Source organism: Ulvibacterium sp., from assembly GCF_965228935.1.
Classification (GTDB): Bacteria; Bacteroidota; Bacteroidia; order Flavobacteriales; family Flavobacteriaceae; genus Ulvibacterium.
In genome coordinates this window covers 330,914-355,982 of sequence record NZ_OZ245846.1, presented here as the reverse complement: position 1 = coordinate 355,982, position 25,069 = coordinate 330,914, and the positions used below count along the sequence as shown (strand labels likewise).

The following is a 25,069-nucleotide window of genomic DNA, read 5'->3' as shown; positions in this document are numbered from 1 at the left end:
AAAGACAAAAGTTCATCAAAGGTTGGTTTTATTGCACCGCTTGAAATCAAGGGTGTTTATTTTAAGAGTTAAGGCTTTAGCGAAAGCACCATATTTTGCTGCATCGATTGCAATCACCGTATTCGACATCGACTTGATTTTAATGGTCAAAATTCCCCTTCATAATCATCGAAATCCTCCTGTCTTTCACGTTTTCCCCGCTCTTTTTTCTGGTTGATGCGATAGACAAAGGACAGGGCCCATTGCCTTTCCCTTCTTTGGAGCTCACCATCTGAGGTGAAGAAATCCGTGTCGGTATCAATAAACCGTTTTCGCGAGTTAAACACGTCCCTCACGTTAAGGGCTAACGTGGCGTTGTCATTGAAGATATCCTTGCTAAACGCCAAATCCATAAAGAACACACCTTTGTATTTGGTCTGTGCATTTTGACGCGGGCCCCTGTAATTGGCGTTAGTCTGCCATTCAATTTTACCGGGCAACGTCAGTTTGGAACTGAACCTTGAGAACCAGCTCGTATTTTCGGTACCATATTCAACACTATTGAAATTTCCTTCGCTGACAAATTGGAATGCATTGATGCTCCAATTGAGCCTGAGCCAGCGCTTTGGATTGTACAAGATGCCCAGTTCCGTGCCATACCGTTCATTCGTCGATAGGTTGATGGGTACCGAGCGGATGATATTGATTCCCTCCGGGGTGGTCTCACCGGTCTCTTCCTGTACTATTTCAAATGAATTGGTCTCTTTTTGATAATAAATCGAAGAAGTGATCGTCAATTTTTCCCAACGTTTTAGGTAGCCTAAATCGTAGGCATTGGCAAAAGCCGGATCCAGGTCGGGGTTGCCCTGAAAGATATTGATGACGCTTGACCGCGAGGGAAATGGATTGACAAAGAAGCCCCTGGGCCTGTTTATCCTTCGGTTGTACCCCAAGGTGATGTTTTCGTTCTCCGCCAACTCGTAGATAAGGTTCACTGTGGGGAACAGACCTAAATAGTTCTCATCAAAATTCAAATCGATATCCTCGCCCAATGCTTCTTCCAACGCTTCTTCGTCAAAATCGGATTCCACCTGTCCCTTCAATTGGGTGTTCTCCAAACGAAGGCCCAACAAAAACGAGAACTTTTTCCATTTATTTCCATATTGGGTGTAAAGGGCATTGATATTTTCCGTGTAGGTAAAGACATTCGTCAATCCCTCGTCCACTTCGAATCCGCCTGTATCCAGGTTAAGATTTTCCAGACGATAATCGGTCACGGTTTCCTCAAGATCTGCACGATAGCCCGCTTCAAATTGGCTGTCTCCCACGGGAAGCACATAATCGGCCTGTAGCAACAGCTCGTTCTGGGTCTCCGTTTCAAGAATGGACTCCCTGTCCAACAATTCAATGGACGGCGATATGATGTTCTCATCAATGCCCGTAGTTTTCTCCCGCTTGTCATATGAGTACTGAAAATCCGCGGTCAATTTATGTCCCTTAGAATTGAAATTGTTCTCATAGTTCAATGCTACTTGATGGGCATGGGCATCCTCCATTTCATTTTCCACACGGAGGCTCTCACTGTCCAAAACGTTGTTGATGAAGCGGTCGTACACAATATCGGTATTGTCCTCATCATTGGATTGTCTGGTAAAGAAGCTGCCAACGATCGAGGACTTTTCATTAATATAGTATTCCACGCCCAAATTCAGGTTATGGCCCTGTCGCTGCCTGAGAATATCCCTGCTTTCCAAAATCCTGTCAAAATCCCCACTGGTGTAGGTATTGTCAAAAAGACCGTTCCCAGGGCTTTCTGAATAATCATATCCCAATGTGCCGAATATATTGAAGGCATCGGTTCTTAAGTTCAGGTTCGAGGTCATCCTGCTGAAGATGGGATAGCCCGCGGTCATATTGACAGTGCCGTTGAAACCTAAGGTCCTGTCCTTTCTGAGTACGATGTTCAGGACGCCTGCGGTACCTTCTGCATCATATCTAGCCGATGGGCTGGTGATCACCTCTACCCTATCTATGGCATCCGCGGGCAGTTGTTGCAATACATCATTGGAGCCGAACCCGACCAGGGCCGATGGCTTTCCGTTGATAAGGATACGTACGTTCTCGTTGCCACGTAGACTTATGGCCCCGTCAATGTCCACTGTAACCGAAGGTACATTGTTCAGCGCATCGCTTACCGTGGCACCACTAGTGGTCAAGTCCTTACCGATATTGTATATCTTTTTGTCAAGACGTATCTCTACGGTCGTTTTTTCACCGGTAACCACCACTTCTTCCAATGTGGAAACATCGGCTTCCATACGGATAATGCCAAGGTCTGTATTTTTCAAAATTTGTTGGTTTTCAATACGGAAGGTCACATAGGAAAGATATTCTACCTGTATCCGATAGTTGCCCGATGCAATTTTAATGTGGAACTTGCCCTGGGCATTTGTGACTTCTCCTGTAATCTCATTTTCTTTGGACAGGTTCTCCAAAACGACGGTGGCATATTCCAATGGTTGACCGGACCCTTTGTCCAATATAGTGCCCGTTAGGGAAAATTCCTTTCTTTGGGCATTTCCAATGGTACACCAACCAATCATACAAACCATTGTAATGGAACAAAGGGTCTTGTAATAATGCATCAACCAAATACGTTCGGTTCGTAATTATCTTTCTCTTCGGGGCCTTGGCTTGGGAGCTTTTTCCAACTCTTCCTTCGTAAGAAAGCCATCATCATCGGTATCGATTTCACCGAAGCGTTCCTTTAAGGGCCCCCTGACCTCCGACATGGACAATTTTCCATCTTTATCAGTATCCATTCGAGAGATAATTTCAGAAGCAGAAGGTGGTTGTCTTTCTGGCCCTCCTTGTTTGGATTGTCCCGCGGTATTACTTGAACGGCAAGAAGAGAGAGTTCCCATTAAGATGGCCAAAGCGGCTATCGAGAAAAGGTGTTGTTTCATACTTAGATATTTTGATTTGTCATTCTATTTTTGACGCACCGTTACTGTAGCGTCATGTTTTTTCTGTTCGTTTTTTATTCCACGGTATACCTTACGATGACCTCATTGTCCAAAACGACGTTCGTGGACCAGATGAACTCCGCATCGTTTTCCGGGTCGTCGAATATATCCGTAAAACGGGTATAGGATTCCTTGTTGTTGACCACAATGGTCTCATTGGTATACGTAGTGGCATCGGGCCAGTCGGAGTCGTCAAAGCTCTCTTCCATCCAAGTATCGGGCAGTTCCCAGTGCAGGGCATAGAACGTGGTACCGTCATTTACGCTGGTCGTATTACAGTTGGATGTAATCCGTATTGTCCCATCTTCGGTGGGACAGCTTAGATCTTTTATGGGGGCCGTGTAGAACGTTTGGGCCTTCCAATCTTCGCCCGTAATGGCAATGGTATTTTCGGATACATCCTTGAACACGGCCACCATACCCCCGTCACCGGCATAGTAATCTGCTCCCTGATTGAACTCGGAGCCCAGACCCAGATTCTCTTCCCAATCGACCAACTTCATCGCTACCGTAAAGGGACGCGATACCCTGAACTTTACGATATGGGAATTGAAATCCGTAAAGGGAACGGCATCCTTGCCCACTGGGGTTCCGTTGATATAGAGTTCAAAATAGTTGTCGGCAAAAATATAGCCGGTCACCACCTCTCCATCCGCATCTATCTCAATGATGTCATTTTCATCAAAAGCCGCCAAAGCCTCCGATGCCGTATTGTATTGGGTAGCGTAAGGGTTGAACAGGTCAGGGGCGAACGGAAAACCGTCATCCGTATAGTTGACTTCTGCGGGAACCGTCCACTCTGAATCGTCCGTTGCAGTGATGATTCCCACTCCAGAAACGCGTTGGCCGGCATCATATAGATTTTCGATCACCGTAGTTGCTCGCCCCTGTGTAACTGAAGCCGTACCTGGATATTCAATGGTTTCAACCGTGTCGTCATCGGTATCGATTCCATCATCCGTGTCCGTATTGTCGTTACTGCAGTTCAAGCACGATAAAAGGACGAAGAGTACAAAGGGCATGTGCATTTTTTCAATATTTTTCATATGAATGTTCTTTAAGAAATTATGGGGTTGCGTTTCACGGTGAACGGGCGAATATGACCCGCTCTGTTCTTAAGCATATTTTTATCTCTGATAGGTTGCCGTCGTTACAGTACCATCGGCATCAACATATTCGTAGGTATACAGACCATTTTCGTCCCAACTATAATTGGTATAATAGGTATCTGTCCCGATTTGATACTCGAGGGAGTAGGCATTCGTATCTATTTGGTTAAAGCCCGTAATCACCGCTCCGGCCAAGGGTGTCAGTGCAGGCCGTACCTCTCGGGTCATCGCCTGTGGCAGAATCTGGTCCTCTGGTGCGGTCGTGTTCGGATCCAGTGTTATCTGGCCGCGCATCCCGGCAATAAAGTAGGGTGCGGTATCAGTGGTATGGTATTGGTACGACCCGTCTTCATTGAATTTTCCGAGATATTCATCCAGCTCCTCGGTAGTTTCTCCATAGACGGGGAATCCGTCCAGGGCATAGGCGACAGGCTGATCGGCTCCCACTGTAGCTTCCAAATGGGTGGGCGGTACATGATAATGGTAATCGTCTGCCCTTCCACAATGTCCGCCCCACTGATCAAGCTCCCCAATGGCCAAGGCATCCTCGCCCCTGTTGTTCAAGGGATTGAAGACTGGGATACCGTTGACCGCAATGGCAATGGCACCCCTTAAAAAATGTTCCGAGGATGATAGCGGAGTTTCGGCAAGTACTGGTTGTATGGGAAAGGCCCAGCTATTGCCGCCGGTATAATCCTGGGGAATCGGCACTTGTTGTTGCCAGTTGGTGATACCTACCATCATGTCATGGTCGGGAAGGCCCGTGGAAGAGACATAGAAATACGTGTCATCGAAATCCGTGGTCACATTCGAAAAAAGCCCGAATAGTTCCTGTAGCGCATCGACATCATTGGCGGGAACCGATGAAACTATGGGGTCGTCGTCTTCAGCACCGTCATCTGTATCTCCGCTATCATCGCTGTTGCCACAGGCAAATACCATTATAATCAAAAAAGATGCAACACTCATTGAAGCGGTCAGCATTCTTTTTCTCCTAAAAAAGTATGCAAAGATGAAAAAGGACACTGCCGATAAGGCAATCAGGAAATAGTTCATGGAAAAACCGTTGTTTTCCAGACCACGTTCGTGCTTGGCAACAAAAATTCCGGAATTGCCCGATACTTGGTTGATGCTTTTGATACGATTGATTTTATCTTCTATCAACAACCGGTCATGCCTGGTAAAGGCCGAGAGTTCCTCAATGACCAGTTCTCCGGTTTTCGTTTCCAAAAAGACCAGACCATCCTTAAAGGCCAAAAAGGAGGCCTCAATTTTGTTACCATCAATGCTCCACTCTTTAGTGTTCCGGTATCCATGCCCACCTTTATGTGCGTGAAGGCTTAATGTTAGCAGAAAAAGAATAAGGGAAATTAAATAAGTGCGCATTCTCATGATAACTGGGATTTAATTTGACCTTTTGACAGGAAGCCCCAGAAAATCCTTCGCTCGATTCCCTTTTTTTGAAATAATTAACTTTTAGCGCAAGATATGTCGCAAGGCCCTCTCCTTGAAATCTTCATAAGCAGGCAGTTGTTCTTCGTGCAATACGGACTTCAGATTCTTGAAATGTTTTTCGGTCGCCAGTATCTTTTTTTCTTCGAAATCCTTGATACGTTTGAGTAGGGAATCCGATGGTTGTAGAAAATAGTTGCGCACGACTATCTTTTGCTCCTTTTGTAGAGAGACCATAGATTTATGATGTTCTCTGCTAAAGGTTTTAAATTGTATGTTCTGCTCATCATCAAGACGCAACATTTCTTTTGCATCAGGTTTTCGATGTTCCCTTAAATGCTTTTGAGGTCTTTTGGTGAGTATCAAGGAGGAGACTTGTACCACATTGATTATCAATAGTGCGCCTATAATGATTTTATAGCGTGTTTCCCGTTTCATCTTACAAGGTTTTAAAAGGTATAGTCTGTCAACAGTGAAATCTGGTTTTCTTCATCCCTTGTAGAATCTTGAACGCTTTCGATCTGCAGTTTCAAAACATAGGCGTTCAGAAGAATTATTAGGCAGGCCGCAGCTGCGACCCATCCTATATGCTTTAGGGAAATTGTTCGATTTTCCGGAATCCTGGAAATTATACTATCGAAAACGTCATTTTTGGGAGAGGCCCTTTTCATGCCCTCCAGACTTTTTAAGGCCTCGTCGGCCCATTTTTCCTTACAGTCCATCAGTTTGGGTTTGTTTATTGGACATTATTTTTTTGTTTTTCCTTCGGGATAGATTTCGACCAAGTACTTTCGTAAATTTGATTTTGCCCTTTGTAGTAGACTTTCCACCGATTTCAAGGTTGTTCCCATAACATCCGCTACTTCCTGTCTTGGAAGTCCTTCCACAAAGCTCAATACGAATGCAGTTTTTTGGGTCTTTGCGAGTTTGTCAATTGCCATGAACAAAAATCGTGCTTTTTCCTTGTTTTCCAATTGGATACCGGGATGATAAAAATCGGCACGATCCCGCTCGTTGACCTCTCTTTCGGACAGAGGACTTCTTTTTCTTTTTTCCAACTTGTTCAATGCCTTGTTGACCGTAATCCTATAAATCCAAGTACTTACTTTGGACTTCCCCTGAAACGTATCTGCTTTCTGGTAAATGGTCAAAAAAATGTCCTGAGTAACCTCCTCTGCCTCTTCTATGTTCTGTAGATAAACGATGGCTGTGTTGTAAACCTTGCTTTTATAAAGTAAATACAATTGTTCAAAAGCATTTCTGTTCCCCTTTGAGATCTCTTCGAGCAGTATGTTTTCGATTGTTTTTCCCAAGTATAAAGTGCGTTCCTGACCGTATTTTAAGCCTAGTTCTGTGTTATCAGCATACAATATTTTATGGTTCAACTATAATACATGTCACTCAACCGATCAGCCCATTTGGGAGATAATCCTGATTGAGTTTGTTTGGAATATGATGATAGCTTTGGTTTTTGACCATTAAACGTGTAAAAGGTTTAGCCCTTTGATTATTTTATTTTCGGTGAAAACCGTTAAGGCTTTATTTGCACAACTTAGGCGCAAGGTAATAATCAGGGAGTGCACTGAACTTTTTTAGGATGGAAAGCTAAAGTTGGGCATCTTTTTTTACCATCAAACAAAAGTGCAATGTAACGGAGATGATATTCCCTTATAATGAGGAAATGTATCAAACCCAGTTTGATTTTCTTCTCATGAGATGTGTTTTTTTAAAACGTCGAGTTAATGGGACAGATTGGTAAAGGGGATGGGATTCCCAAAATATGTTGGTTTTTTGAACTAAGATGATTTATCAATCTGAGGATGGAATCCAATTTTCTTGGTTTCCATCCTCAGATAAATTCTAATAAAAATGAAGAGACATCCCAATTGCATTCTCGATTGAATTTAAATTGGTATTAAAAAAGCCAGGTAAATTGCCTGGCTTGTTCATCAATCAGAAAACGAAACATTCGTTTATCCCATTTCTCCGAACTCGGTAACCGAAAAGAAATCTTTATCATCGTTGTCGATGAAATAAATTCCCTCCTTATCGAAATGTTTCTTAATCGTTCCGTCCACCATTACGGCAAAACCATTTTTCGTTGCCACTACTTCAAAAGTGTCGGCCAATGACTTCCTGTATTTTAGGACAAAATATTGTTCGTATTCGTTATCGCTATCATTATCGACGGCGATCATTTTTGTGACCTTGGCAGCTGTGGCCATTCTATCCTGATCTACCTTGCCCTTGTCCTCGTCTTTCCAAGCCATGGGATAATTACGAGTTTCCAGAATCTTTAAATTATACTTGGTCTCGGTCCCATCTACTTTAATGGTAAACGTTTTTTTGAAAGTGGAGCTCAGGGTTCCCTTATTGTCCACTTGAGCCGACAACGTAAAGGTGGTTAACAGTAATAGACTTAATATGCTTATTATCTTTTTCATTTTTAGGTTTTAGAATTAATAAATGTTTTGAGTTGGAAATTTCTACTTCAAATAAGAAGTGAACATCCAGTTCCTTTTCTCGATGTCCCTGATGAAATCGGTCAACATCTGTTCCGTGGCGACATCGCCCGTTTCGAGGGATGCCCCAATGGCAGAAAGAATGTCATCGTGGATGATTTCAAAATCCTTAAGTACCTCCCTTACCATCTCAATGGCGGAAAGGTTCTTTTCCGTCTCTTTAATTTTGGAGAGTTCCAACGTCTTTTGTAGTGTGAAGTTTGGTTTGATTCCGAATACCCGTATACGCTCTGCTACTATATCGATATTCTTCTTTACCGTATTGTATTCCTTTTCAAACTCTTCGTGCAACTCAAAAAATTCTGGACCTTCAATGTTCCAATGGAAGTTTCTGAGCTTATTGTAAAATACTTGATAATCTGCCAACAGGGTATTTAATTTTACTACTACTTCAGCTGTATCCAGATGGGAGAATCCGAGCGTTTTGAGGTTTTTATTATTTTTAATTTTTGTTTGTGCAAGTGTCATGCTTTCTTATTTTAAGTTCATAATTATGTGATGCCCGTATCGATTTTTTGAATGGGCAGAAGCTTTTCAGTTAAAAGCTTTAAATGTTTTTTTGGAACAATGGGAACTATGTCCCTATGAAGTAAAAAGACCGATTGCTCGACCTAGAAAGCAGAAGTTTCGTGAAGTATTGTTGTTGTCATACTTCTTTAATATACAGATATTAATAAGAAAATCAAGTATTTAACAGGGTTTAACAGATACCATTCCCTTTTTAACAGCTTTTATAACATAAGAGTTGATATAGCAACTCCAAATGTTAAAATGGTAATTCACAGCCATTTTTTATTCTTGAAATACATTACCATGCCTAGCGCTAAAAGTATCAGTACTCCCCAAAATATAGGATACGAATATTTATAATGAAGTTCTGGCAAATACTCAAAATTGGTACCATATATACCTGCTAGAAATGTAAGTGGAATGAAGACCACGGAGAATATGGTCAATACCCTCAGGATATCATTTAACCGATTATTGAGACCTGAATTATAAATGTTCAATTGATCATTCAACATGTCCTTATAAAGCTCTATTGCCTCGGTCGCCAAAACAACCTGTTCTTCCAAATCCCTTAGATAAGGTTGGGTCGAGCCTTCTATTATTGGGGAATCCGAACGCTTAAATTGAGATACCAACTCTCGAACGGGTCTTACCGTTTTGCGCAAAAAATTTATTTCTCTTTTATAACGATTGATCTGCTCTAGGTGGGACTTTTCCGGTCTTTGCAATAATTGGTCTTCCAGTAGTTCAATTCGTTCCCCGAATTTTTCTATGATAAAAATATATTGCTCTACGACTGCATCCAACATTGCAAAAGCCAAATAATCATTTTTACGGTGTCTAATTTTGGTGATTGGCCTTAGCAGTCTTTCACGTAAAGGGTCGAAGACATCCAACGGTATTTCTTGAAAGGAAATAAGTGTATTATCAATCAATATGATACTCAACTGTTCGGTATACAGGGAATTATCCTCTTTTAAATGTAGCATCCGAATTTGAATGAACAAATACCCATCGGCCTCTACAAACTTTGGCCGCTGGGTAGTGTTCAGGATATCCTCTAGTTGAAGAGGATGAATATCAAATAAGCCACCTATTTTTTCGATAGCCTTTTCATCATGGATCCCAACATGATTTACCCAAGAAACCTTTTTTGGATTGATAAGCTTTGGAAGCTCTTCTAAGTTTTCTATCTCTTTATCTTCTATGTTCAATTTATCGTATGATAGAATTTCGAGCAATACCTTATCTACTCTTTGTTTGCCAACAAAGACAAGAGAGCCCGGAGCCGTCCCTAACTTTTGATTTCTTTTCACCAAGAATCTCGCCATAACCCTTTGTTTATTGTAGATTCAAAAAATAACGGGAAATTCCGCTTAAAATACTTTGTACTGCGTACGCCGCAAGAATCAACCCCATAATCTTGCTGATTACCATAATGCCATAGTTGCCAATTCTTTTTTGCAACACATTGGCGGCAAGAAGAAGCAGGCTGGTAAGTCCGATTACCACAAGTACCAATAATGTAGTTATTGCCTGTTCTTTTATAGTATATAAATGATTGTCGGTCAACAGGACCACAGCCATGATTGCACCAGGAGAGGCAATTGATGGAATGGCAATGGGAAATATAGTGACATGTCTATAATCGGAGATATTATTTTTTTCCCTTTCAGGTTTTCCGTCCCCAAATATCATGGTCAATGAAAAAAGAAATAGAATTACCCCTCCAGAGATTTGAAAGGCATCCAAAGAAACGGACATACCTTCCAATATTAGTTGGCCTATCACGATGAAAAAAAGGAGAATCAAAAATGCGATTGCGCAAGCCCTAACGGCAATCTTCTTTTTATGTGCCTTGTCAAACTCTTTTGTTGCTTCTAGATATACAGGAATTGAACCAATGGGATCAATTACTGCGAATATGAAAAAGATTTTTGTTAAAACCGCTATCATGATTATTCAATGCGTCTTGATTGGGTAGTGAATGATAATCCTTGTTGACCAACTGTAGAACTCATAACTCCTTCAAACAGGGGCTCCGGGCAATTTTTTGGTTTTGACCATTCAAAAATAAAGTTTGAGCCTGTGCCCCCTTCCTCATCCATTTCCTCAATTACAAGGTCAACAGTTTCCAATGGTCCTAAAAAAATGGTTTTCTTTAAATAATGCCTTATTAATGTTCCATCAGTATCATAGTAATCCACTTTAGAGATATAGATTGTGTCGTTAACACTTGTATTTCTAAGACTTGTCATTGCCGTAAGATTGCTCCTTCGCCCGCCATCCAACGTATAGATCTGGGAATAAATGGATAGATAGGATTTACCTTGTTCCAAACTGTCACTATTGACAATATCGGCATGTCTAGAGGACCAATCAGGAGGTTCAAATTCTACATTTTCCACTTTATCAGAACAACTTAGGACCAATGCTACAAGAAAAATGATAGTTAGGTATTTATACATAGAATCAAGAACAATTGAATATTTCCCAAAAGATAATCAATCTTGAAAACATTAGAATGTTATTCTTTTTACCGACTCAAGATTTTCCAGTGTAGAAATAAGTTAAAATCTTTTCATCCAAGGTATGTATTTCAAACAGGTAATTAATATCAAACCAAAGCATTACCTTGAATACTAAATCGGGTGATCAAGTTTCCCAAAAGTTTGGGTCATTCTGATTGTCCCGAGAAATATTCGTTTTTTATTTGTTCTAAAGCAGGGCCTTAAGTCCTGCTTCTTTTGTATCTACCCCTCAAGTCCTGAAAATGGTCATCTGCTATGACATCCGTCTTGTGCGAACAAGTAGTTGTTTGGCGGTTTCAATATGTTTTGGCAGTCTTTAAGCATTTGTACTTTTGATGGCCATCTAAACCTAAAAGAGTCTCACAGATATTCCCAAGATGAGCTTTGACCTGAAATTTTGGTCTAGTGCACAGGCAAAACTCAATTAAATTCTTCATTTTAAGGAGAAAGCCTACTTAAAGTTGAGATATTGAAAACTCGATGTAGGCAAACATGATTATGCATTGTTTGTTTTATATTTTGTTATTAAATACTTGTTTTTGTTTTTTTTGGAATAAGGTTTAGGACTATGGCGATTGAGGCAATAGTTTAATCATTTGAGCCAAGAAATGCTCCTTTAAAAAATGATATTTGAATCCATAAGTAGGTTAAGTAAAAACCTCCACTTCTTGAGGTTATTTAACAAAAAGGAAAAGGGAACGTGGGGACGTTCCCTTTTTATTCCATGCAGGCAATTGTAAGCCCACAATCTTTCGGAAATCATTTTTTTGAATACATTAAAGCTTTTTTCATATGGATCAAGGCATTTTGGTTGTCCGTTATTAATTTCGTTGAAGACAAGATGTGATATTCAATATGTAGATGTACCGTATTATCCAAAATAGTGTGTACATCAAAAATCGGGTTACCGGGACTAAACGGACTACGGCCCTTGGCCAAACTAAAAAATATACCGCCTAGTGAACTAAAAAAATTGGAAAATGCCTATTTTAGGAAGTCTTATCAAAGGAGTTATTCATGTTACGGATAAATTGGGCTCGAAACCCAATCCGGTGCAAGAGCAGAAGGAGGTTCTCAAAGATCTACTCAAAACCGCTGCCGAAACCGATTTTGGCAAACATTACGGATTTCAGGATATTCTTGGTAAAAAAAACATACCCAAGACCTTTGCGTCCAAAATACCCTATTTTGATTATGCAAAAATAAGTGCCCAGTGGTGGAAGAAACTCCATAAGGGCCGAACGGATGTTACATGGCCTGGAAACCCCAATTACTTTGCCCTGAGCTCAGGTACTACGGGGAAGACCAGTAAGCGAATTCCAGTAACGGCGGATATGGTCGATGCCATAAAAAAGGCCGGGATCAAGCAAGTATTTTCCCTGAGCAATTTTGATCTCCCTTCGGATTTCTTTGAAAAGGAAATTCTAATGTTGGGAAGTTCCACGGATCTCATCGAGAAAGAAGATCATGCCGAAGGGGAAATCAGTGGTATCAGTGCCAGTAACATTCCATCCTGGTTTCAGGGATATTACAAACCGGGAAAGGATATTGCCAAAATCGATGATTGGGATAGGCGTGTACAAAGGATAGTGAAAGAAGCACCCAATTGGGATATCGGGGCCCTAAGTGGAATTCCTTCCTGGTTGGAATTGATGCTCAAAGAAGTAATCGATGTCCATGGACTAAAAAACATCCATGAGATTTGGCCCAATCTACAAGTGTATACTTCCGGTGGTGTAGCTTTTGGTCCATATGAAAAGAGTTTCAACGCTCTTATGGGCAAACCTATTACCGTTATTGATACATATTTGGCCTCGGAAGGATTCATAGCTTTTCAAAGTCGACCGGAAACCGATGCCATGCGATTGATAACCGATAACGGTATTTATTTTGAATTTGTCCCCTTTGAACCAAAATACATAAATCCAGACGGCTCTCTGTCGGACGACGCGCCTTCCAGAACATTATCGGAAGTTGAGTTGGGCCAGGATTATGTACTTATCCTTAGTACGGTTGCTGGTGCCTGGAGATATATGATAGGGGATACCATTGAATTCACGAATATAGAACGGGCGGAGATCAAAATCACGGGCAGGACCAAATTCTTTTTAAATACGGTAGGCTCCCAACTTTCGGTCAACAAGTTGGACGATGCCGTAAACTTTCTGGAACGAGAGTTCGATATACAAATTCCAGAATATACCTTGTGTGCCAAAAAATTTGAGGATGGCTTTTACCATTTTTGGTATTTGGGTACGGAAGCGAATGTTCCGGAGCAAAAACTCTCCAAATACCTCGACCGTTTTTTAAAGGACGCGAATAAGAACTATAAAGTGGCTCGGACCAAGGCCCTGGAAGGGGTCAAGGTTAAAACGACTAATCCCGAAATCTTTCATGAATGGAGTGGTGAGAATAAGAAAAAGGGAGGGCAGGTAAAAATGGAACGGGTAATGGGCGAGGAGAAATTTGCGGAATGGGAGGAGTTTGTAACCTCAAAAACAAGATAACTCAGGGCAAGTCCGTCTCCATATCCGCTTCCCGCTTCTTTGCCAGAATCATAATTTCTTCTGGAGAGAGATAGAGCTCCTTGATCCGCCTTTTATATTTTTCTGAAATATTGGATTTTTTCAAAATAAAATTTTTCGTTTTTAGAATATATTCCTCCATACCGTGGGCCACCGCATAGGTATCTGCAATACGTTCCGCCTTTTTAATAAAGTTCTTGGAAAATAGGTATCCCAGCCCAAAACCAATAAGGTCTATGCTGCTGCGATCCCTATAGTCCATAATATGGCCCAGTTCATGGCCCAGCCAACCGATCAGTATGTCGGAGGGCATATCCTTTGTATAGTAAACGCTATCCGCTATTTTAAACTTTTCGCTGATAAGTATTAGATATTTCCTCTTTTCCCGGGACTTAAAAAGGCTGCCGAACACTGGCTGCGCCTGCATGGTGGACTTACGGATATTTTTTTTGAATTTAAAAATAATGGGAACATCCTTTAAATCCGGGTAATGGGAGAGGGCAATTATTGCCTCTTCCTCAATACTTTTGGGAATGGTATTTTGAGGATAGGAAATGGGAAGGGACATAAGCAATAATAAGGTAATTTTTTGCATTCAATAAAACACTTTACTAGAGTAACGGGCTAAAAAACTTTGCCAGGCCCTCTTTGAATTTTTGAACTCGAGCGCGATTTTTGAACTCTTCGTAAACCAAGGGATACGCTTCTTCACATTCCTTATCAAACTCCTCTGAAATTTGATGGGCGACCCCTGCATCATATATGATTGCATTGGACTCAAAATTATGTTCAAAACTACGGTAATCGAAATTTCCAGAGCCCACGGAGGCAATTTTTCTATCGACAACAATCATTTTACTATGGGAAAAATCGGTTCGCATATATATTTTTATGCCAACGGCAAGGAGGTCTTCAAAATTGGCGTACATACTATATTTGGCCAAAAAGGAATCGGAATTTCTTGGAAACAGCAAACGTATGTCCGTACCACCGAGGGCAGCTATTTTTAATGCGTTCAAGACCACGGGGCCGGGAATAAAATAGGGATTGGCTATGGATATGCTCTTCTCGGCCAAATTGATCATGGCCACATATTGATGTAAAATATCCGGTTGGTTGGAGTCAGGGCCACTTGCGATTATCTGAACTACTGAATTGCCCACCTCCTTCAGCTTTGGAAGATATTTTGGTGTCAAAAGTACCTTTTTCCTACTGGCAAAATGGTAGTCCTTGATAAAGATTTTATGGAGACTGCTTACTGCCGGCCCTTCCAGTCTTAGATGTATATCTTCCCATACACCCAATTCGGATATGGATTTAATGTATTTATCGGAAACGTTCATGCCACCAACAAAGCCCACCTTCCCATCCACCACAATAATTTTTCTATGATTGCGATAGTTTAGGGTGTACATAAAATTACCGATGCGCAAGGGCATCATAGGGTATGTGCTTACCCCAATTTTTCGAAATCGCTTTTTTAATTTACCCTTAAAGGATCTACTTCCCAAGGAATCGTACATCATTCGCACCTCCACCCCTTCTTGGATCTTTTTCTTGAAAATTTGGTGAAACCTGTCCTGAAGTTTCCCTTCCTCAAAAATATAGTACTGCACATGGATAAACTCTTTGGCATCTTCCAGGGCTTCAAAAATTCTTTCAAAGGTTTCGATACCCGCATGCAATACCTCTACCTTGTTCCCTACATCAGGAAAGAAACCTGAACTGTTTTTGAGCATTTTGGCCAGTCTCCCTTGGGTTTCCAGTGCATTCCTATATTCATGGATACGGGACTCCTTATACATTTCATCATATAATCTTCTTTTTAAATTGCCCTTTAATTTATAGAATTTAAACTTCCTGCGGTTAACACCAAAAAGATAGTACAACAAGGGGCCTAAAAAGGGAAACAACAACACGGCCAACACCCAGCTAACGGAACGGCTTGGCCTGGAACCATGGAAGATGATACTTGCCAAAGCCCACACGGTTATCGTCAAATAGAAGAAGATGAGGATGGTGAGCATTTTGGTAGAGACTTTGTTGGTTCCTAAGATACTGCTTTACATCCTAGGAACAAATGGCTCTTGCGATTGCGTCAGTATCCATACGATAAGAGCAAAGGTGGATACCTTGGTTGTACTATTTTTAAAAAAATCGAAAAAATAGGGATGGGAACTATTGCTAGGGATAAAAGGGAAATTAGGTTATATTATCATTCGGGTACCAGTCTGGGAAAACAAACATATGCCTATGTAAAAGCTTCCGAAAGGGAGATCAGGGCCATCGACCTTGCCAAGACCCATATACCCGGAACTCAATGGGCCGAGCTCGCCTCAGGACTCGATAAAAAAATTGCGGATTTGGTAAATACCGAACACCCCAGCTTTGTAGAGGCTTACGGATCACAAAATCCCAGCCTGGATGAACATGATTGGTTAAGGGTTTTGGAGAAACACCCGGAGACCCTGGCCCATCCGATCATTGTTATGGGCTCCAATACACATTCCATAAATTCACCATCCGATTTTTTGGAATATATGAAGATTGATAGTAGGGGCCAATCAAAAACGTAGAACAAATAAACAGAAGAGGTGGGCCGATGAAAATCAGTAGATATACCAAAAGGGCAATAACCGGAGGCGTAATCTCACTGCTTGTAATGTTATTGGGCACCTTTCTTTTAGGTGAACTAAGCGGATACGAGGCCAAGGTACTCATTAAAAATTCCGTTGCCGGAATCAATACCCTATGCAATACCATAGCCCTTGCCTCCGCCACCATATTGGCCCTTTTACTTACCGTATTGGGTATAAGTTCCGGGGCCAAATCCAAATTGAAAAAAGACCATTATCGGCATATTCTACAGATTGCAAAGGTGGACACCATAATATTCGTTGCTTCGCTAATTTCATTCCTCCTCTTTAATTTACCGGTGACCGAATCCGAAAATGTACCCAATGAATGGTTCAGCATTGTTTATTATTTTTCCCTAGGTATTTCCAGCATGCTCAGTGCGGCACTCATAGTTGTGGTAATCATGTTATACAATACGGTAGTTAATATCATTAAGATTGTGGGACTGGGCAAGATGGATCATCCCTTGACCGAAAATGAAACCGATGAAGGATAAAAGGACAATAAGTGCCTAAATACGCTACTAAGACTATCTCCAAACATTATGGCAATTCGAAAGAAAACAATTATTGGAGCCTTGGCAGTACCGCTGCTCGTTTTGGTCGTAGGTCTAGGAGTACTTCAGTGGCGGGCAAAGTCTATAGTGGCCAATTTTCTTTCCCGAAAGATCCCAAATCATATGGCCCTTGCTTATTCCAATATTGAAACCAATATTTTAGGGGGCGATGTTATCCTGCGAGATATTGCCCTAAATATATCCAATCGGGATACGGTTTTGAACCACACGTCCTTCACTGCCCAAAGTCTCAAAATAAACGGACTCAACTACGGGCAACTATTTTTCAAGAATACCATATACCTTGACGCGCTTACGCTTAAAGAACCTGTTTTAAGATATTCCCCCTTTAACCACCACCAAAAAACAGGACATACCAAAAAAGGTATTGTGGGCCTCCTCAAAACTATTTTTATACAAAACCTAAAGATAGACAATGGGAGTTTTTATTTGTTCCAGGAAGGGAAGGATAGTATAAAAATGGCTGTGGAGTCTTATAATCTTATGCTCTCGGAAGGAGAGACCGGACCTATGCTCATTACCAAAAAAATACCTCTTTCTTTCAAGGACTATCGTTTGGAAGTCAGGGAGACGTTTGTGGATATGGGAACTTTCGAGACTTTAAATACTTCAAAAATCATAATCTCACCAAATGATTCCCAAATTAATAATATAGTCCTTGCCACCAAATATAGTAAGGAGAAACTTTCCACACATTTAACCGTGGAACGTGATTATGTTGATCTTACGATTCCGAAATTGGAAATAGGGGAACTGAATTTAGGGTTCAAGTCCGATAGGTTTTTAGTTACGGTTTTCGAAAGTCGGTTTTACAGACCTAATTTGGAAATATATAGGGACAAACGGCTACCGGACAATTTACAGGAAAAACCACTCTATAGCAGATTATTAAGGGAACTTCCCATAGGAATTGATATTGCCAAAATATCGATCAGCGATGGATATGTCGCCTACGAGGAGAAAATAGAGGATACACGAAAGGCAGGGATGCTCTATTTTAAGCAACTTGATGCCAGAATTAACAACATAGACAATACGGGTGAAAACAAAGAAAGGACCAGGGTTAGGGCCTCAGCCGAAATTTTGGGTGACGGCAAGTTGGATTTGGACTGGGGGTTCCATATCAATGACCCAGCGGATACTTTTACCATGTCCGGATCGTTGATGGATTTGGATAGCGAAAAACTAAGTACGTTCCTAAAACCGAATCTCAGGGTCAAGGCCAAAGGGACTATAGATGCCATGTACTTTAATTTCCAAGGTGATTCCAGGGAATCCAAAGGAGATATGAAAATGAAGTATCGCGATTTCAGGTTTGAGGTTCTGGATAGAGATAGGCTAAAAATCAATAAATTTCTGACTTTTATTGGAAACATTTTTGTGAACGATGGTTCAAAGGCGGACGAGGATGGTTTTCGTTTTGGGGATATCGAAACCGAACGGGATGTGACCAAATCGTTTTTTAATTATCTGTGGCAAAATATGGAAAATGGTATATTGAACACGTTGACCGGTGATGGAAAAAAGGACACCTGATGAGAATAAAACGATTTTAAGATGGTAGGAGCAAACAAGAGGAAAAAGCACAAATTCTATAGGCGGAAACGATATATAATTCCCCTTGCCCTAATAATTCTTCTTGTACTGGCCCGCTTATCGTTGCCCTATGTCCTCAAACGATATGTGAATAAGGTCTTGGCGGATATTCCCGGTTATTATGGAGAAGTCTCAAATATCGATGTCTCCTTGCTCAGGGGCGCCTACATAATCGATAGCCTGTATTTGAAAAAGCTCGATGCCGGTTCTAAAGTACCATTTTTGGATTTTGAAAAAACCGATATTTCCTTGGAATGGAAATCGCTCTTCAAAGGGAAAATCGTAAGCGAAATCATATTGACCAGACCCGAGATAATCTATGTTTTTGAAGATCAACAAAAAAACGAAAGCCCCGAACCAGAGTTTGAGGATTGGACCAAAGCCCTAACAGATTTGGTGCCGATAGACATCAACCATTTGAAGATCATTGACGGAAAAGCGGCTTTTGTGCAATTGACCGCCGATCCAAATATTGATCTAAATCTGAACCAAATACATTTAGATGCAACGAACCTAAGGAACGTGGTACGGCAAGAACGTAATCTTCCCTCGGAAATCCATGCTACGGCCGTGTCGATTGGAAACGGGGATTTTAAACTGGAAGGAAAAATGGATTTGGTAAAACAAATTCCGGATATGGATGTATCCTTTTCCCTGGAAAATGCTTCCGTGACCGCTTTGAACGACTTCACAAAATACTACGCCGGTTTGGATTTTGTAGAGGGAGACTTTAATCTTTTCAGTGAAATTGCCGTTGCCGATGGGTATTTAACAGGCTATGTAAAACCCTTGTTGAAAGATTCAGAGCTAATTGGTGGCGAACAGGACAGTTTTCTAAATACTCTTTGGGAAGGTTTCGTGGGCTTTTTTAAATTTTTGCTCAAAAATAAGGGAAACAATACCCTGGCGACCAAAGTGCCCATTGAAGGTGACCTAAACAATGTGAAGACAAGGGTTTGGCCCACTATTTGGAACATTTTTAAGAATGGATGGATTAAGGCATACAAAGGTGTTTTTGATGATGAGGTAAATTTCGAGGATGCCGAAAAAGGTTCGGAAAACAGGGATTAGGAAGTGACATTACGCTTTCATATCGATTTAAATGGTAAACATATGTCCAAAAAAGAGTGATCGGGCCCGGCAAATCCTAACCTTCTTTCCTTGGGAAGGCCCAGAAATGTTTACGGTGTCATTACAATAAAAAACGGACAAATGCTTTTCCATTTGTCCGTAATCCCAGTATCAGGTTGGTATTCTTGTTAATTATCGTCAACAGCATCCTCTACCTCATCACCCACTTCCTCTGCACCTTCTTCTATACCTTCACCGACCTCTTCAATACCATCTTCTATCTTCTCTCCTGCCGTTTTGTCTTCCCTACAAGCAACAACTATAAAAATCGTGGCCAGGGTAAGCATGAACATAACTAATGATTTTCTCATGATTTTCTGATTTTTTTAAGGTTAGAGTATTTTTTTTCCCCTGAACAGTGATACTACGAAAAGTACCAAGAATATAAAAAATAGGATTTTAGCAATACTCGCCGCACCAGCGGCAATCCCTCCAAAGCCGAACACTGCGGCGATAATGGCAAGGACTATAAATGTAATTGTCCAACGTAACATATCATGTGGTTTTAGTTAATAATTTAGTTAAGAAATGGATGGTAATTTTCATCCTTCAATACAAAGATGGGATTATATGACCTGATGCGTTGATGGTATCCATAGAATTCTTGACCCATTTCCAAACTAGCCCTATTATACTTATAATCAAATAGGTAAACAGGTCTATATACCTTGACCGAAACCATTTTTTTTAATCAAATAAAAAATAAAACCACAAAAAAAATAATGGTAAATAACCTATCTTTAGGTACTCAGGTAAAAGACTATGGAAAATAGGATCGAGATTAAGGATCTGGATGTTCGGGACGTAATCAGGGATATTTCAGACACCTTGGGGGCCTCCTATGAGGAGGACAACAACGAAATGTGTTTTGATATTCCAAAGAAAATGGGCAAGGGTTATGTTAAGGCCGTTTCCTTTTCTAATGGTGTAGGAATTATAGATTTGGATATCCACCTTAAGAAAGAAGTTCATCTTTTGACCAACCAATCCTACGTACAGCCCTTAAAAATTATTTTCAATAGGGAATCCTCCATAAGGCATAAATTTGAAGGAAAGTCAGAAATACGGGAGATAAGGCATCTGGAAAGTGCCATCCTTTCCTGCAATAGCAAACATGGACATAACATTACCCTTCCGGCCAATAAACCAATCTGTTTTTTCAGCCTGGAAATCAACAGAAAACTCTTTGAGGAGAAAATAGAGGATTTCCTCCCCGATATGAACCCTGAATTGGAAGAGCTTTTTCGCGATGTGAACGGCATTAATCTATTTTTTCACAAAGGGCACTATACCTTGGACATAGCTAAATGTATAGAACAGTGTATAGACAGTGAATTGGTGGGTTTTACCCGGTCTGTTTTTCTGGAAGGTAAGGCGTATGAGATATTAGCCCATCATCTTAGACAATATCTGGATGACCTCACCGATCCGGACAAGCGCAAAATTTTAAGGCAGGCCACTGTTGAAAAAATTGAGGAAGCCGCCAATATTATTGAAGAGGAACTGGAGAGTATGGACAATATAATAGCTTTGGCGAGAAGGGTAGGGCTCAACCAGAATACACTGCAGAATGGCTTTAAGCATTTGTATGGCATGTCCGTTAACCAATATATCCGTAATGCCCGTATTGAAATGGCGAAAAACCTCATGGAGAACACGGACTTGAATATCACTGAGATTACGTATAGAATAGGAATCAATTCCAGAAGTTACTTTTCCAAACTATTTAAGAATCGCTATGCCATGACCCCAACGCAATATCTTCAAAAGCTTAGGGGAAATAGGAACAAATCGGCCAAAATTGCCTAAGGCGATTAGGCAACAGCTTTTTTCTTAAAATGTAGTTTTGTTTAACTTTTTAACAAAAGTTATAGTCATTAATGAGCCCTTTTGTGTTATTTAACGTTTCAAATTTGTCAATGTCCTAGGACGTTCCTTAGTTCCTTTGCACTACAAATCAAAATTGTGGACAGGAGGAATCATTATGCGAGAGATTGTGATTAGAAGCACTAAGGAAGAGACAATACTGGAGCAGCTCAATCTTTGCCTACAAGGAAATCTCAATGAAGAATGGGGAGAGCGTACACTGGAATTCAATAATGCAATAGGTAAGGGAATAGTACGAAGTATTTCTTTTGACTGGGGGGTTTCCCTATTGGATTGTACCCTTAATTTCAACGAGGATGTAAAAATTCTTTTCAAAACGAGCACTATTTCACCAATTGAGTTTGTTTTTGTTTCCAAGGGATCGTTTAAATATAAAGAGGATGATACGGAAGAATATATTGATTTGGAACAGTATCAGAATATTATCATTGCCCCAAAACGGTATTCCAAAAAAACTTTTGTTTTCTCTCCGGGTAGGGAAATCAAGGTCAATTTCATCCGAATTGTGAGAAAGGAGTATCTCAAGAAGAAGAATAACAATATTACCTATCTCAACGAAATACTGTTGTCCTTATTTGAAGATGAAGGTTCTTCCTTTCCCTATAAGCACAAGGGAAATTACAGTCTTAAAATAGCGGATGAGGTAAAGGCTCTGCACAATTCATACGAGAGCGGTGTTATCCGTACGCTTTCCCTGGAAGGAAGGTTGTACCTTATTCTGGCCATGCAATTGATGGAACACCATAACTTTGAAACTGGCAGCACTTTACCGGAATCCCTGTGCAAGGAAGACATCAAAAAGATCCATCGATTATCCGATTTCATTGTCGATCGAATAGCCAGTCCAATCTCGGTGCGGATCTTATCACAAGAATCGGGACTTAGCCCAAAAAAACTACAGCTCGGTTTTCAAGTGCTCTATTCAAAATCGGTTAACGAATACGTACGCCAACTTAAACTGGAAATTTCCAGGGATTATCTAAGCAATACCGATCTTTCCGTATCGGAAATCGTCTATGCCGTAGGCATTAGGAGCAGAAGTTATTTTTCAAAGATTTTTTCCGAAGCCTACGGCGTCTTGCCTACGGAGTATAGAAAGCAATTAAAACGAAGTAAAAGCTAGTTTTTAAGGATCTGGTAGGTCTGGATAATCATAGGGCTCCAACATACTATCATAGGAAATATTCCTATTAAAAAACTCCTTGGCTATCGGGTTTGCCCGTAAGTTGAACTTTTGGGGCGCTCTTACCAAGCTTTTTGCCTGCTCCAAAGGGGTGTCCCTGTCCAGCCATTGATCGGCCTTGCTTTGACCAATGATTATGGGCATATGATCCACGACATTCTGGAACCTCTTTACATATTCATTGGCCTTGCCGACCAATAAAGAACAGGTTATAAATCCATCATCCAAAACGTTGTAGATTCCTGCCAAAAAAAAGGGTGCTTCGGACTTTAATCCAACATAATAAGGGTACACCTCGCCATTTCGTAAATAAGAGGTAAAAAAGCCAGTAACAAGAATTAGGCATCTACGTTGTTCAAAAGCCGATACGAACCATAGGTCGGAATCCAGTTGGCTCTCATCGATGTTCAATGTATTGGAGCTATTTTGAAAAATAGACCAATCCTCATGGTAACCTTTTGGCAACAACCCCCAGATAGCCAGGGAAATCGTATGTGGTTCCAAAGAGGTGATTACCGGTAAATTAGATTCGTTCAATCCGTTGATTACCACTTCGGGCCGATATAAATTGGGATGTTTAAAGGAAACTTCGAATAATCGTTCCATTTGCTCCCGCTTCGCAATATTCGAAAGTTTAAAATACATAGCAACGTTCATTCCAACGCAAGTAACAAAAATAGTATTTGAGCTATTGTTTCAAACGCTACAAAATGTAACCCATTAGGGTCTAAATGTTTAACCATATGATGCAAATTCCTGAGACACTCTCGATAACGTTAAACATTTCTCCAAATTCGGCAAGCAAACTATGCTGCTTCAACTAATTTTGATGAAGCCAAATGAGAGACGCAAAGTAAAAGTCCGTCCGTAAAACAATAGCCATGGATACAAGAAAACAAAGGGCATTACAGGAATTGGAATCACTAAGGATTTTTTTAAAAGGTGATGTATCCTTAGAAAACGGAGTTCCGATATTAAGGATGGATGAATCCCTAGGCAGTGGACAAGTACGCTGTGTCTGTTTCGATGAGGGGCTGGTTGCCTTTGAATTTGATCTACGATTAAACCAGGATTTGACCATTTGCCTAAATCGGGAGGGTCAGAACCATGTTTGTTTTTTGTATTGTTTGCAGGGGAGCTGTTTTCATAAATTCAAAAAAGAGGCCATTCTGGTTCCATTGGAGGAATTACAGACTGCGGTGGTCTCCAATGGCGTACATGTGATAAGTGAACTTTTAATACGCAAGGATAAAAGGTTGGTACTTAACGCCATTGGAATCCATAGGAATCGCTATTTAGACAAAAATGGATGGGACAGCCCTATGGCAGAGCTCTTGCAATCCTTTGATACAAAGATGGGATACTTTCATTTAGGGAAGCTTAATCTGGATATTGCGGAATTGCTCAAAACATTGGAAAAAGCCAAATTCGCAAGCACTTTTTCCAGTTTAATGCACTTTACCGGGATATGCCAAATAATACTGGCAAAGCAGATCGAGCAGTTTAAGCGGGAGATTATTGAGGGAGAATTGCCCCCAATCTCATTACTAAAAAGAGAATTGCAGGAGATAAAGGAGCTATGCGATTTTGTCGGGAACTATCCCGAATTACCACATACCATTGGTTCTTTATGCTCCAAATCAGGGCTTTCCGCTTCCAAACTGCAGCTCGGATTTAAATTTATCCATGGTATGACCATAGGTGAATATGTCAGGGATGTGCGATTAAAAAAAGCGGAACAACTTATTCGGACTACGGATATGAACATTTCCGAGGTGGTATACTCCATTGGCCTTACGAGTAGAAGTTACTTTTGCAAGATTTTTAAGAACAAGTACCGATGCAGCCCCAAAAAATATAAGACCAGCGTTTTTCAGCCTTTGGTGAACTAGAATTGCAAAGGGAGGTTTTTTATACCTCCCCTTTTATGAATTAACCGTATAGGTCAATTGAGATCCTCCAATCTTTTGATGGTAGCAAGCCCACCTTCAATGGTATTTTTTTGTTTCATCAATAAGTTGGCGGTACTTGGTGGCAATGCCGTTTCGTTCAATACATCTTCATATTCTTCTACGGATGCCTTTTCACCCCGTATCGCCTCCTCCAACATCGATTCTTCATTGTCCGAAGAGAATAGGGCCTTAATATCCATCCAGGTACGATGGGCCTTACCCGCCATACTATCCCCCGAATCCACATTCTGTCCAAAGGATTGGATCTCGCTTTTTAATTCATGCCCAAAATTATAACGCTCTTGTGCCTTGCGCTCAAAAAAGGCCTTTAGATTATAGTGTTCTGTGTTTTCGGCCGCCTTTTTAAATCCCTTTTCGGCATCATAGGTTTTTTCCAAGAGGTCGTTCAATTTACTTCCAATAGTTTCTGAATACGTACTCATTGTTTCTGA

At 40.8% G+C, this 25,069-nt stretch carries 26 protein-coding genes; 8 read left to right on the top strand and 18 right to left on the bottom strand.

What is annotated here, in order from left to right; genetic code table 11:
* Positions 1-146 precede the first annotated feature (146 nt).
* The 12 genes from ACO06Y_RS01595 to ACO06Y_RS01540 form a co-directional block, all read right to left on the bottom strand.
* A complete protein-coding gene (locus ACO06Y_RS01595; RefSeq protein ID WP_422082073.1) occupies positions 147-2,582 on the bottom strand; it encodes a TonB-dependent receptor domain-containing protein in 2,436 nt (811 codons plus the stop codon).
* 66 nt (positions 2,583-2,648) lie between these two features.
* Positions 2,649-2,945 carry an EF-hand domain-containing protein gene (locus ACO06Y_RS01590; RefSeq protein WP_422082072.1) on the bottom strand — a complete coding sequence of 99 codons (297 nt, stop codon included), beginning with the start codon at positions 2,943-2,945 and terminating at the stop codon, positions 2,649-2,651.
* A 74-nt stretch (positions 2,946-3,019) separates the two neighbouring features.
* Entirely contained in the window at positions 3,020-4,051 is a 1,032-nt protein-coding gene (locus ACO06Y_RS01585) for a hypothetical protein (protein ID WP_422082071.1), read from the bottom strand.
* 81 nt (positions 4,052-4,132) lie between these two features.
* The gene (locus ACO06Y_RS01580; RefSeq protein ID WP_422082070.1) at positions 4,133-5,506 is read right to left on the bottom strand and encodes a YHYH protein; all 1,374 of its coding nucleotides are present in this window, start codon (positions 5,504-5,506) and stop codon (positions 4,133-4,135) included.
* A gap of 84 nt (positions 5,507-5,590) precedes the next feature.
* Positions 5,591-6,004 carry a hypothetical protein gene (locus ACO06Y_RS01575; protein WP_422082069.1) on the bottom strand — a complete coding sequence of 138 codons (414 nt, stop codon included), beginning with the start codon at positions 6,002-6,004 and terminating at the stop codon, positions 5,591-5,593.
* An 11-nt stretch (positions 6,005-6,015) separates the two neighbouring features.
* On the bottom strand, positions 6,016-6,288 hold the full coding sequence (locus ACO06Y_RS01570; RefSeq protein WP_422082068.1) for a hypothetical protein: 273 nt from the start codon (positions 6,286-6,288) through the stop codon (positions 6,016-6,018).
* A 24-nt stretch (positions 6,289-6,312) separates the two neighbouring features.
* Positions 6,313-6,879 carry an RNA polymerase sigma factor gene (locus ACO06Y_RS01565; RefSeq protein ID WP_422082067.1) on the bottom strand — a complete coding sequence of 189 codons (567 nt, stop codon included), beginning with the start codon at positions 6,877-6,879 and terminating at the stop codon, positions 6,313-6,315.
* A gap of 660 nt (positions 6,880-7,539) precedes the next feature.
* Positions 7,540-8,010 carry a hypothetical protein gene (locus ACO06Y_RS01560; protein WP_422082066.1) on the bottom strand — a complete coding sequence of 157 codons (471 nt, stop codon included), beginning with the start codon at positions 8,008-8,010 and terminating at the stop codon, positions 7,540-7,542.
* Positions 8,011-8,052: 42 nt separating this feature from the next.
* The gene (locus ACO06Y_RS01555; RefSeq protein WP_422082065.1) at positions 8,053-8,556 is read right to left on the bottom strand and encodes a Dps family protein; all 504 of its coding nucleotides are present in this window, start codon (positions 8,554-8,556) and stop codon (positions 8,053-8,055) included.
* Positions 8,557-8,867: 311 nt separating this feature from the next.
* Positions 8,868-9,929: a magnesium/cobalt transporter CorA gene (gene corA, locus ACO06Y_RS01550; protein WP_422082064.1), complete on the bottom strand. Its 1,062-nt coding sequence runs from the start codon at positions 9,927-9,929 to the stop codon at positions 8,868-8,870.
* A gap of 10 nt (positions 9,930-9,939) precedes the next feature.
* Complete coding sequence (locus ACO06Y_RS01545; protein WP_422082063.1) at positions 9,940-10,554, bottom strand: MarC family protein; 615 nt, start codon at positions 10,552-10,554, stop codon at positions 9,940-9,942.
* A gap of 2 nt (positions 10,555-10,556) precedes the next feature.
* Positions 10,557-11,066: a DUF3124 domain-containing protein gene (locus ACO06Y_RS01540; RefSeq protein WP_422082062.1), complete on the bottom strand. Its 510-nt coding sequence runs from the start codon at positions 11,064-11,066 to the stop codon at positions 10,557-10,559.
* A gap of 1,043 nt (positions 11,067-12,109) precedes the next feature.
* On the opposite strand from ACO06Y_RS01540, the gene ACO06Y_RS01535 reads away from it, so the two are divergent.
* Entirely contained in the window at positions 12,110-13,636 is a 1,527-nt protein-coding gene (locus ACO06Y_RS01535; RefSeq protein ID WP_422082061.1) for a GH3 family domain-containing protein, read from the top strand.
* Between the two features lies 1 nt (position 13,637).
* Here the strand turns inward: ACO06Y_RS01535 and ACO06Y_RS01530 are convergent, their stop codons facing one another.
* The gene (locus ACO06Y_RS01530; RefSeq protein WP_422082060.1) at positions 13,638-14,249 is read right to left on the bottom strand and encodes a hypothetical protein; all 612 of its coding nucleotides are present in this window, start codon (positions 14,247-14,249) and stop codon (positions 13,638-13,640) included.
* Between the two features lie 16 nt (positions 14,250-14,265).
* Positions 14,266-15,681 carry a cardiolipin synthase gene (cls, locus tag ACO06Y_RS01525; protein WP_422082059.1) on the bottom strand — a complete coding sequence of 472 codons (1,416 nt, stop codon included), beginning with the start codon at positions 15,679-15,681 and terminating at the stop codon, positions 14,266-14,268.
* A gap of 144 nt (positions 15,682-15,825) precedes the next feature.
* Between cls and ACO06Y_RS01520 the strand changes: the two genes are divergently transcribed.
* From ACO06Y_RS01520 to ACO06Y_RS01505, 4 genes are read left to right on the top strand one after another with little or no spacing between them, the layout of a single operon-like run.
* Complete coding sequence (locus ACO06Y_RS01520) at positions 15,826-16,230, top strand: arsenate reductase family protein (RefSeq protein ID WP_422082058.1); 405 nt, start codon at positions 15,826-15,828, stop codon at positions 16,228-16,230.
* A gap of 26 nt (positions 16,231-16,256) precedes the next feature.
* Positions 16,257-16,787: a hypothetical protein gene (locus ACO06Y_RS01515; RefSeq protein ID WP_422082057.1), complete on the top strand. Its 531-nt coding sequence runs from the start codon at positions 16,257-16,259 to the stop codon at positions 16,785-16,787.
* Positions 16,788-16,835: 48 nt separating this feature from the next.
* The gene (locus ACO06Y_RS01510; RefSeq protein WP_422082056.1) at positions 16,836-18,404 is read left to right on the top strand and encodes a hypothetical protein; all 1,569 of its coding nucleotides are present in this window, start codon (positions 16,836-16,838) and stop codon (positions 18,402-18,404) included.
* Between the two features lie 21 nt (positions 18,405-18,425).
* Positions 18,426-19,535 (top strand): DUF748 domain-containing protein, encoded by a 1,110-nt coding sequence (locus ACO06Y_RS01505; RefSeq protein ID WP_422082055.1) that lies wholly within the window; start codon positions 18,426-18,428, stop codon positions 19,533-19,535.
* Between the two features lie 188 nt (positions 19,536-19,723).
* On the opposite strand, the gene ACO06Y_RS01500 is transcribed toward ACO06Y_RS01505, so the two are convergent.
* Together ACO06Y_RS01500 and ACO06Y_RS01495 are read right to left on the bottom strand one after the other, a co-directional pair.
* Positions 19,724-19,906: a hypothetical protein gene (locus tag ACO06Y_RS01500; protein WP_422082054.1), complete on the bottom strand. Its 183-nt coding sequence runs from the start codon at positions 19,904-19,906 to the stop codon at positions 19,724-19,726.
* A 21-nt stretch (positions 19,907-19,927) separates the two neighbouring features.
* Entirely contained in the window at positions 19,928-20,089 is a 162-nt protein-coding gene (locus ACO06Y_RS01495; protein ID WP_422082053.1) for a DUF1328 domain-containing protein, read from the bottom strand.
* Between the two features lie 268 nt (positions 20,090-20,357).
* On the opposite strand from ACO06Y_RS01495, the gene ACO06Y_RS01490 reads away from it, so the two are divergent.
* Complete coding sequence (locus ACO06Y_RS01490) at positions 20,358-21,404, top strand: helix-turn-helix domain-containing protein (RefSeq protein ID WP_422082052.1); 1,047 nt, start codon at positions 20,358-20,360, stop codon at positions 21,402-21,404.
* Between the two features lie 187 nt (positions 21,405-21,591).
* Positions 21,592-22,605 carry a helix-turn-helix domain-containing protein gene (locus tag ACO06Y_RS01485; protein ID WP_422082051.1) on the top strand — a complete coding sequence of 338 codons (1,014 nt, stop codon included), beginning with the start codon at positions 21,592-21,594 and terminating at the stop codon, positions 22,603-22,605.
* A gap of 3 nt (positions 22,606-22,608) precedes the next feature.
* On the opposite strand, the gene ACO06Y_RS01480 is transcribed toward ACO06Y_RS01485, so the two are convergent.
* Entirely contained in the window at positions 22,609-23,310 is a 702-nt protein-coding gene (locus ACO06Y_RS01480) for an SOS response-associated peptidase (protein ID WP_422082050.1), read from the bottom strand.
* 236 nt (positions 23,311-23,546) lie between these two features.
* Here ACO06Y_RS01480 and ACO06Y_RS01475 point away from each other — a divergent pair, with 236 nt between their 5' ends.
* On the top strand, positions 23,547-24,557 hold the full coding sequence (locus ACO06Y_RS01475) for a helix-turn-helix transcriptional regulator (protein ID WP_422082049.1): 1,011 nt from the start codon (positions 23,547-23,549) through the stop codon (positions 24,555-24,557).
* A gap of 53 nt (positions 24,558-24,610) precedes the next feature.
* Here ACO06Y_RS01475 and ACO06Y_RS01470 read toward each other — a convergent pair whose 3' ends face one another.
* Positions 24,611-25,060, bottom strand: a complete 450-nt coding sequence (locus ACO06Y_RS01470) for a ferritin-like domain-containing protein (protein WP_422082048.1) — start codon at positions 25,058-25,060, stop codon at positions 24,611-24,613.
* Positions 25,061-25,069: the final 9 nt, after the last annotated feature.

What these genes read in the sequence shown, in the direction of transcription:
- ACO06Y_RS01595 (WP_422082073.1), bottom strand. Translation starts at nt 2,582, where the DNA reads ATGATTGGTTGGTGTACCATTGGAAATGCCCAAAGAAAGGAATTTTCC.
- ACO06Y_RS01590 (WP_422082072.1), bottom strand. Translation starts at nt 2,945, where the DNA reads ATGAAACAACACCTTTTCTCGATAGCCGCTTTGGCCATCTTAATGGGA.
- ACO06Y_RS01585 (WP_422082071.1), bottom strand. Translation starts at nt 4,051, where the DNA reads ATGAAAAATATTGAAAAAATGCACATGCCCTTTGTACTCTTCGTCCTT.
- ACO06Y_RS01580 (WP_422082070.1), bottom strand. Translation starts at nt 5,506, where the DNA reads ATGAGAATGCGCACTTATTTAATTTCCCTTATTCTTTTTCTGCTAACA.
- ACO06Y_RS01575 (WP_422082069.1), bottom strand. Translation starts at nt 6,004, where the DNA reads ATGAAACGGGAAACACGCTATAAAATCATTATAGGCGCACTATTGATA.
- ACO06Y_RS01570 (WP_422082068.1), bottom strand. Translation starts at nt 6,288, where the DNA reads ATGGACTGTAAGGAAAAATGGGCCGACGAGGCCTTAAAAAGTCTGGAG.
- ACO06Y_RS01560 (WP_422082066.1), bottom strand. Translation starts at nt 8,010, where the DNA reads ATGAAAAAGATAATAAGCATATTAAGTCTATTACTGTTAACCACCTTT.
- ACO06Y_RS01555 (WP_422082065.1), bottom strand. Translation starts at nt 8,556, where the DNA reads ATGACACTTGCACAAACAAAAATTAAAAATAATAAAAACCTCAAAACG.
- corA (WP_422082064.1), bottom strand. Translation starts at nt 9,929, where the DNA reads ATGGCGAGATTCTTGGTGAAAAGAAATCAAAAGTTAGGGACGGCTCCG.
- ACO06Y_RS01545 (WP_422082063.1), bottom strand. Translation starts at nt 10,554, where the DNA reads ATGATAGCGGTTTTAACAAAAATCTTTTTCATATTCGCAGTAATTGAT.
- ACO06Y_RS01540 (WP_422082062.1), bottom strand. Translation starts at nt 11,066, where the DNA reads ATGTATAAATACCTAACTATCATTTTTCTTGTAGCATTGGTCCTAAGT.
- ACO06Y_RS01535 (WP_422082061.1), top strand. Translation starts at nt 12,110, where the DNA reads ATGCCTATTTTAGGAAGTCTTATCAAAGGAGTTATTCATGTTACGGAT.
- ACO06Y_RS01530 (WP_422082060.1), bottom strand. Translation starts at nt 14,249, where the DNA reads ATGCAAAAAATTACCTTATTATTGCTTATGTCCCTTCCCATTTCCTAT.
- cls (WP_422082059.1), bottom strand. Translation starts at nt 15,681, where the DNA reads ATGCTCACCATCCTCATCTTCTTCTATTTGACGATAACCGTGTGGGCT.
- ACO06Y_RS01520 (WP_422082058.1), top strand. Translation starts at nt 15,826, where the DNA reads ATGGGAACTATTGCTAGGGATAAAAGGGAAATTAGGTTATATTATCAT.
- ACO06Y_RS01515 (WP_422082057.1), top strand. Translation starts at nt 16,257, where the DNA reads ATGAAAATCAGTAGATATACCAAAAGGGCAATAACCGGAGGCGTAATC.
- ACO06Y_RS01510 (WP_422082056.1), top strand. Translation starts at nt 16,836, where the DNA reads ATGGCAATTCGAAAGAAAACAATTATTGGAGCCTTGGCAGTACCGCTG.
- ACO06Y_RS01505 (WP_422082055.1), top strand. Translation starts at nt 18,426, where the DNA reads ATGGTAGGAGCAAACAAGAGGAAAAAGCACAAATTCTATAGGCGGAAA.
- ACO06Y_RS01500 (WP_422082054.1), bottom strand. Translation starts at nt 19,906, where the DNA reads ATGAGAAAATCATTAGTTATGTTCATGCTTACCCTGGCCACGATTTTT.
- ACO06Y_RS01495 (WP_422082053.1), bottom strand. Translation starts at nt 20,089, where the DNA reads ATGTTACGTTGGACAATTACATTTATAGTCCTTGCCATTATCGCCGCA.
- ACO06Y_RS01490 (WP_422082052.1), top strand. Translation starts at nt 20,358, where the DNA reads ATGGAAAATAGGATCGAGATTAAGGATCTGGATGTTCGGGACGTAATC.
- ACO06Y_RS01480 (WP_422082050.1), bottom strand. Translation starts at nt 23,310, where the DNA reads ATGTATTTTAAACTTTCGAATATTGCGAAGCGGGAGCAAATGGAACGA.
- ACO06Y_RS01475 (WP_422082049.1), top strand. Translation starts at nt 23,547, where the DNA reads ATGGATACAAGAAAACAAAGGGCATTACAGGAATTGGAATCACTAAGG.
- ACO06Y_RS01470 (WP_422082048.1), bottom strand. Translation starts at nt 25,060, where the DNA reads ATGAGTACGTATTCAGAAACTATTGGAAGTAAATTGAACGACCTCTTG.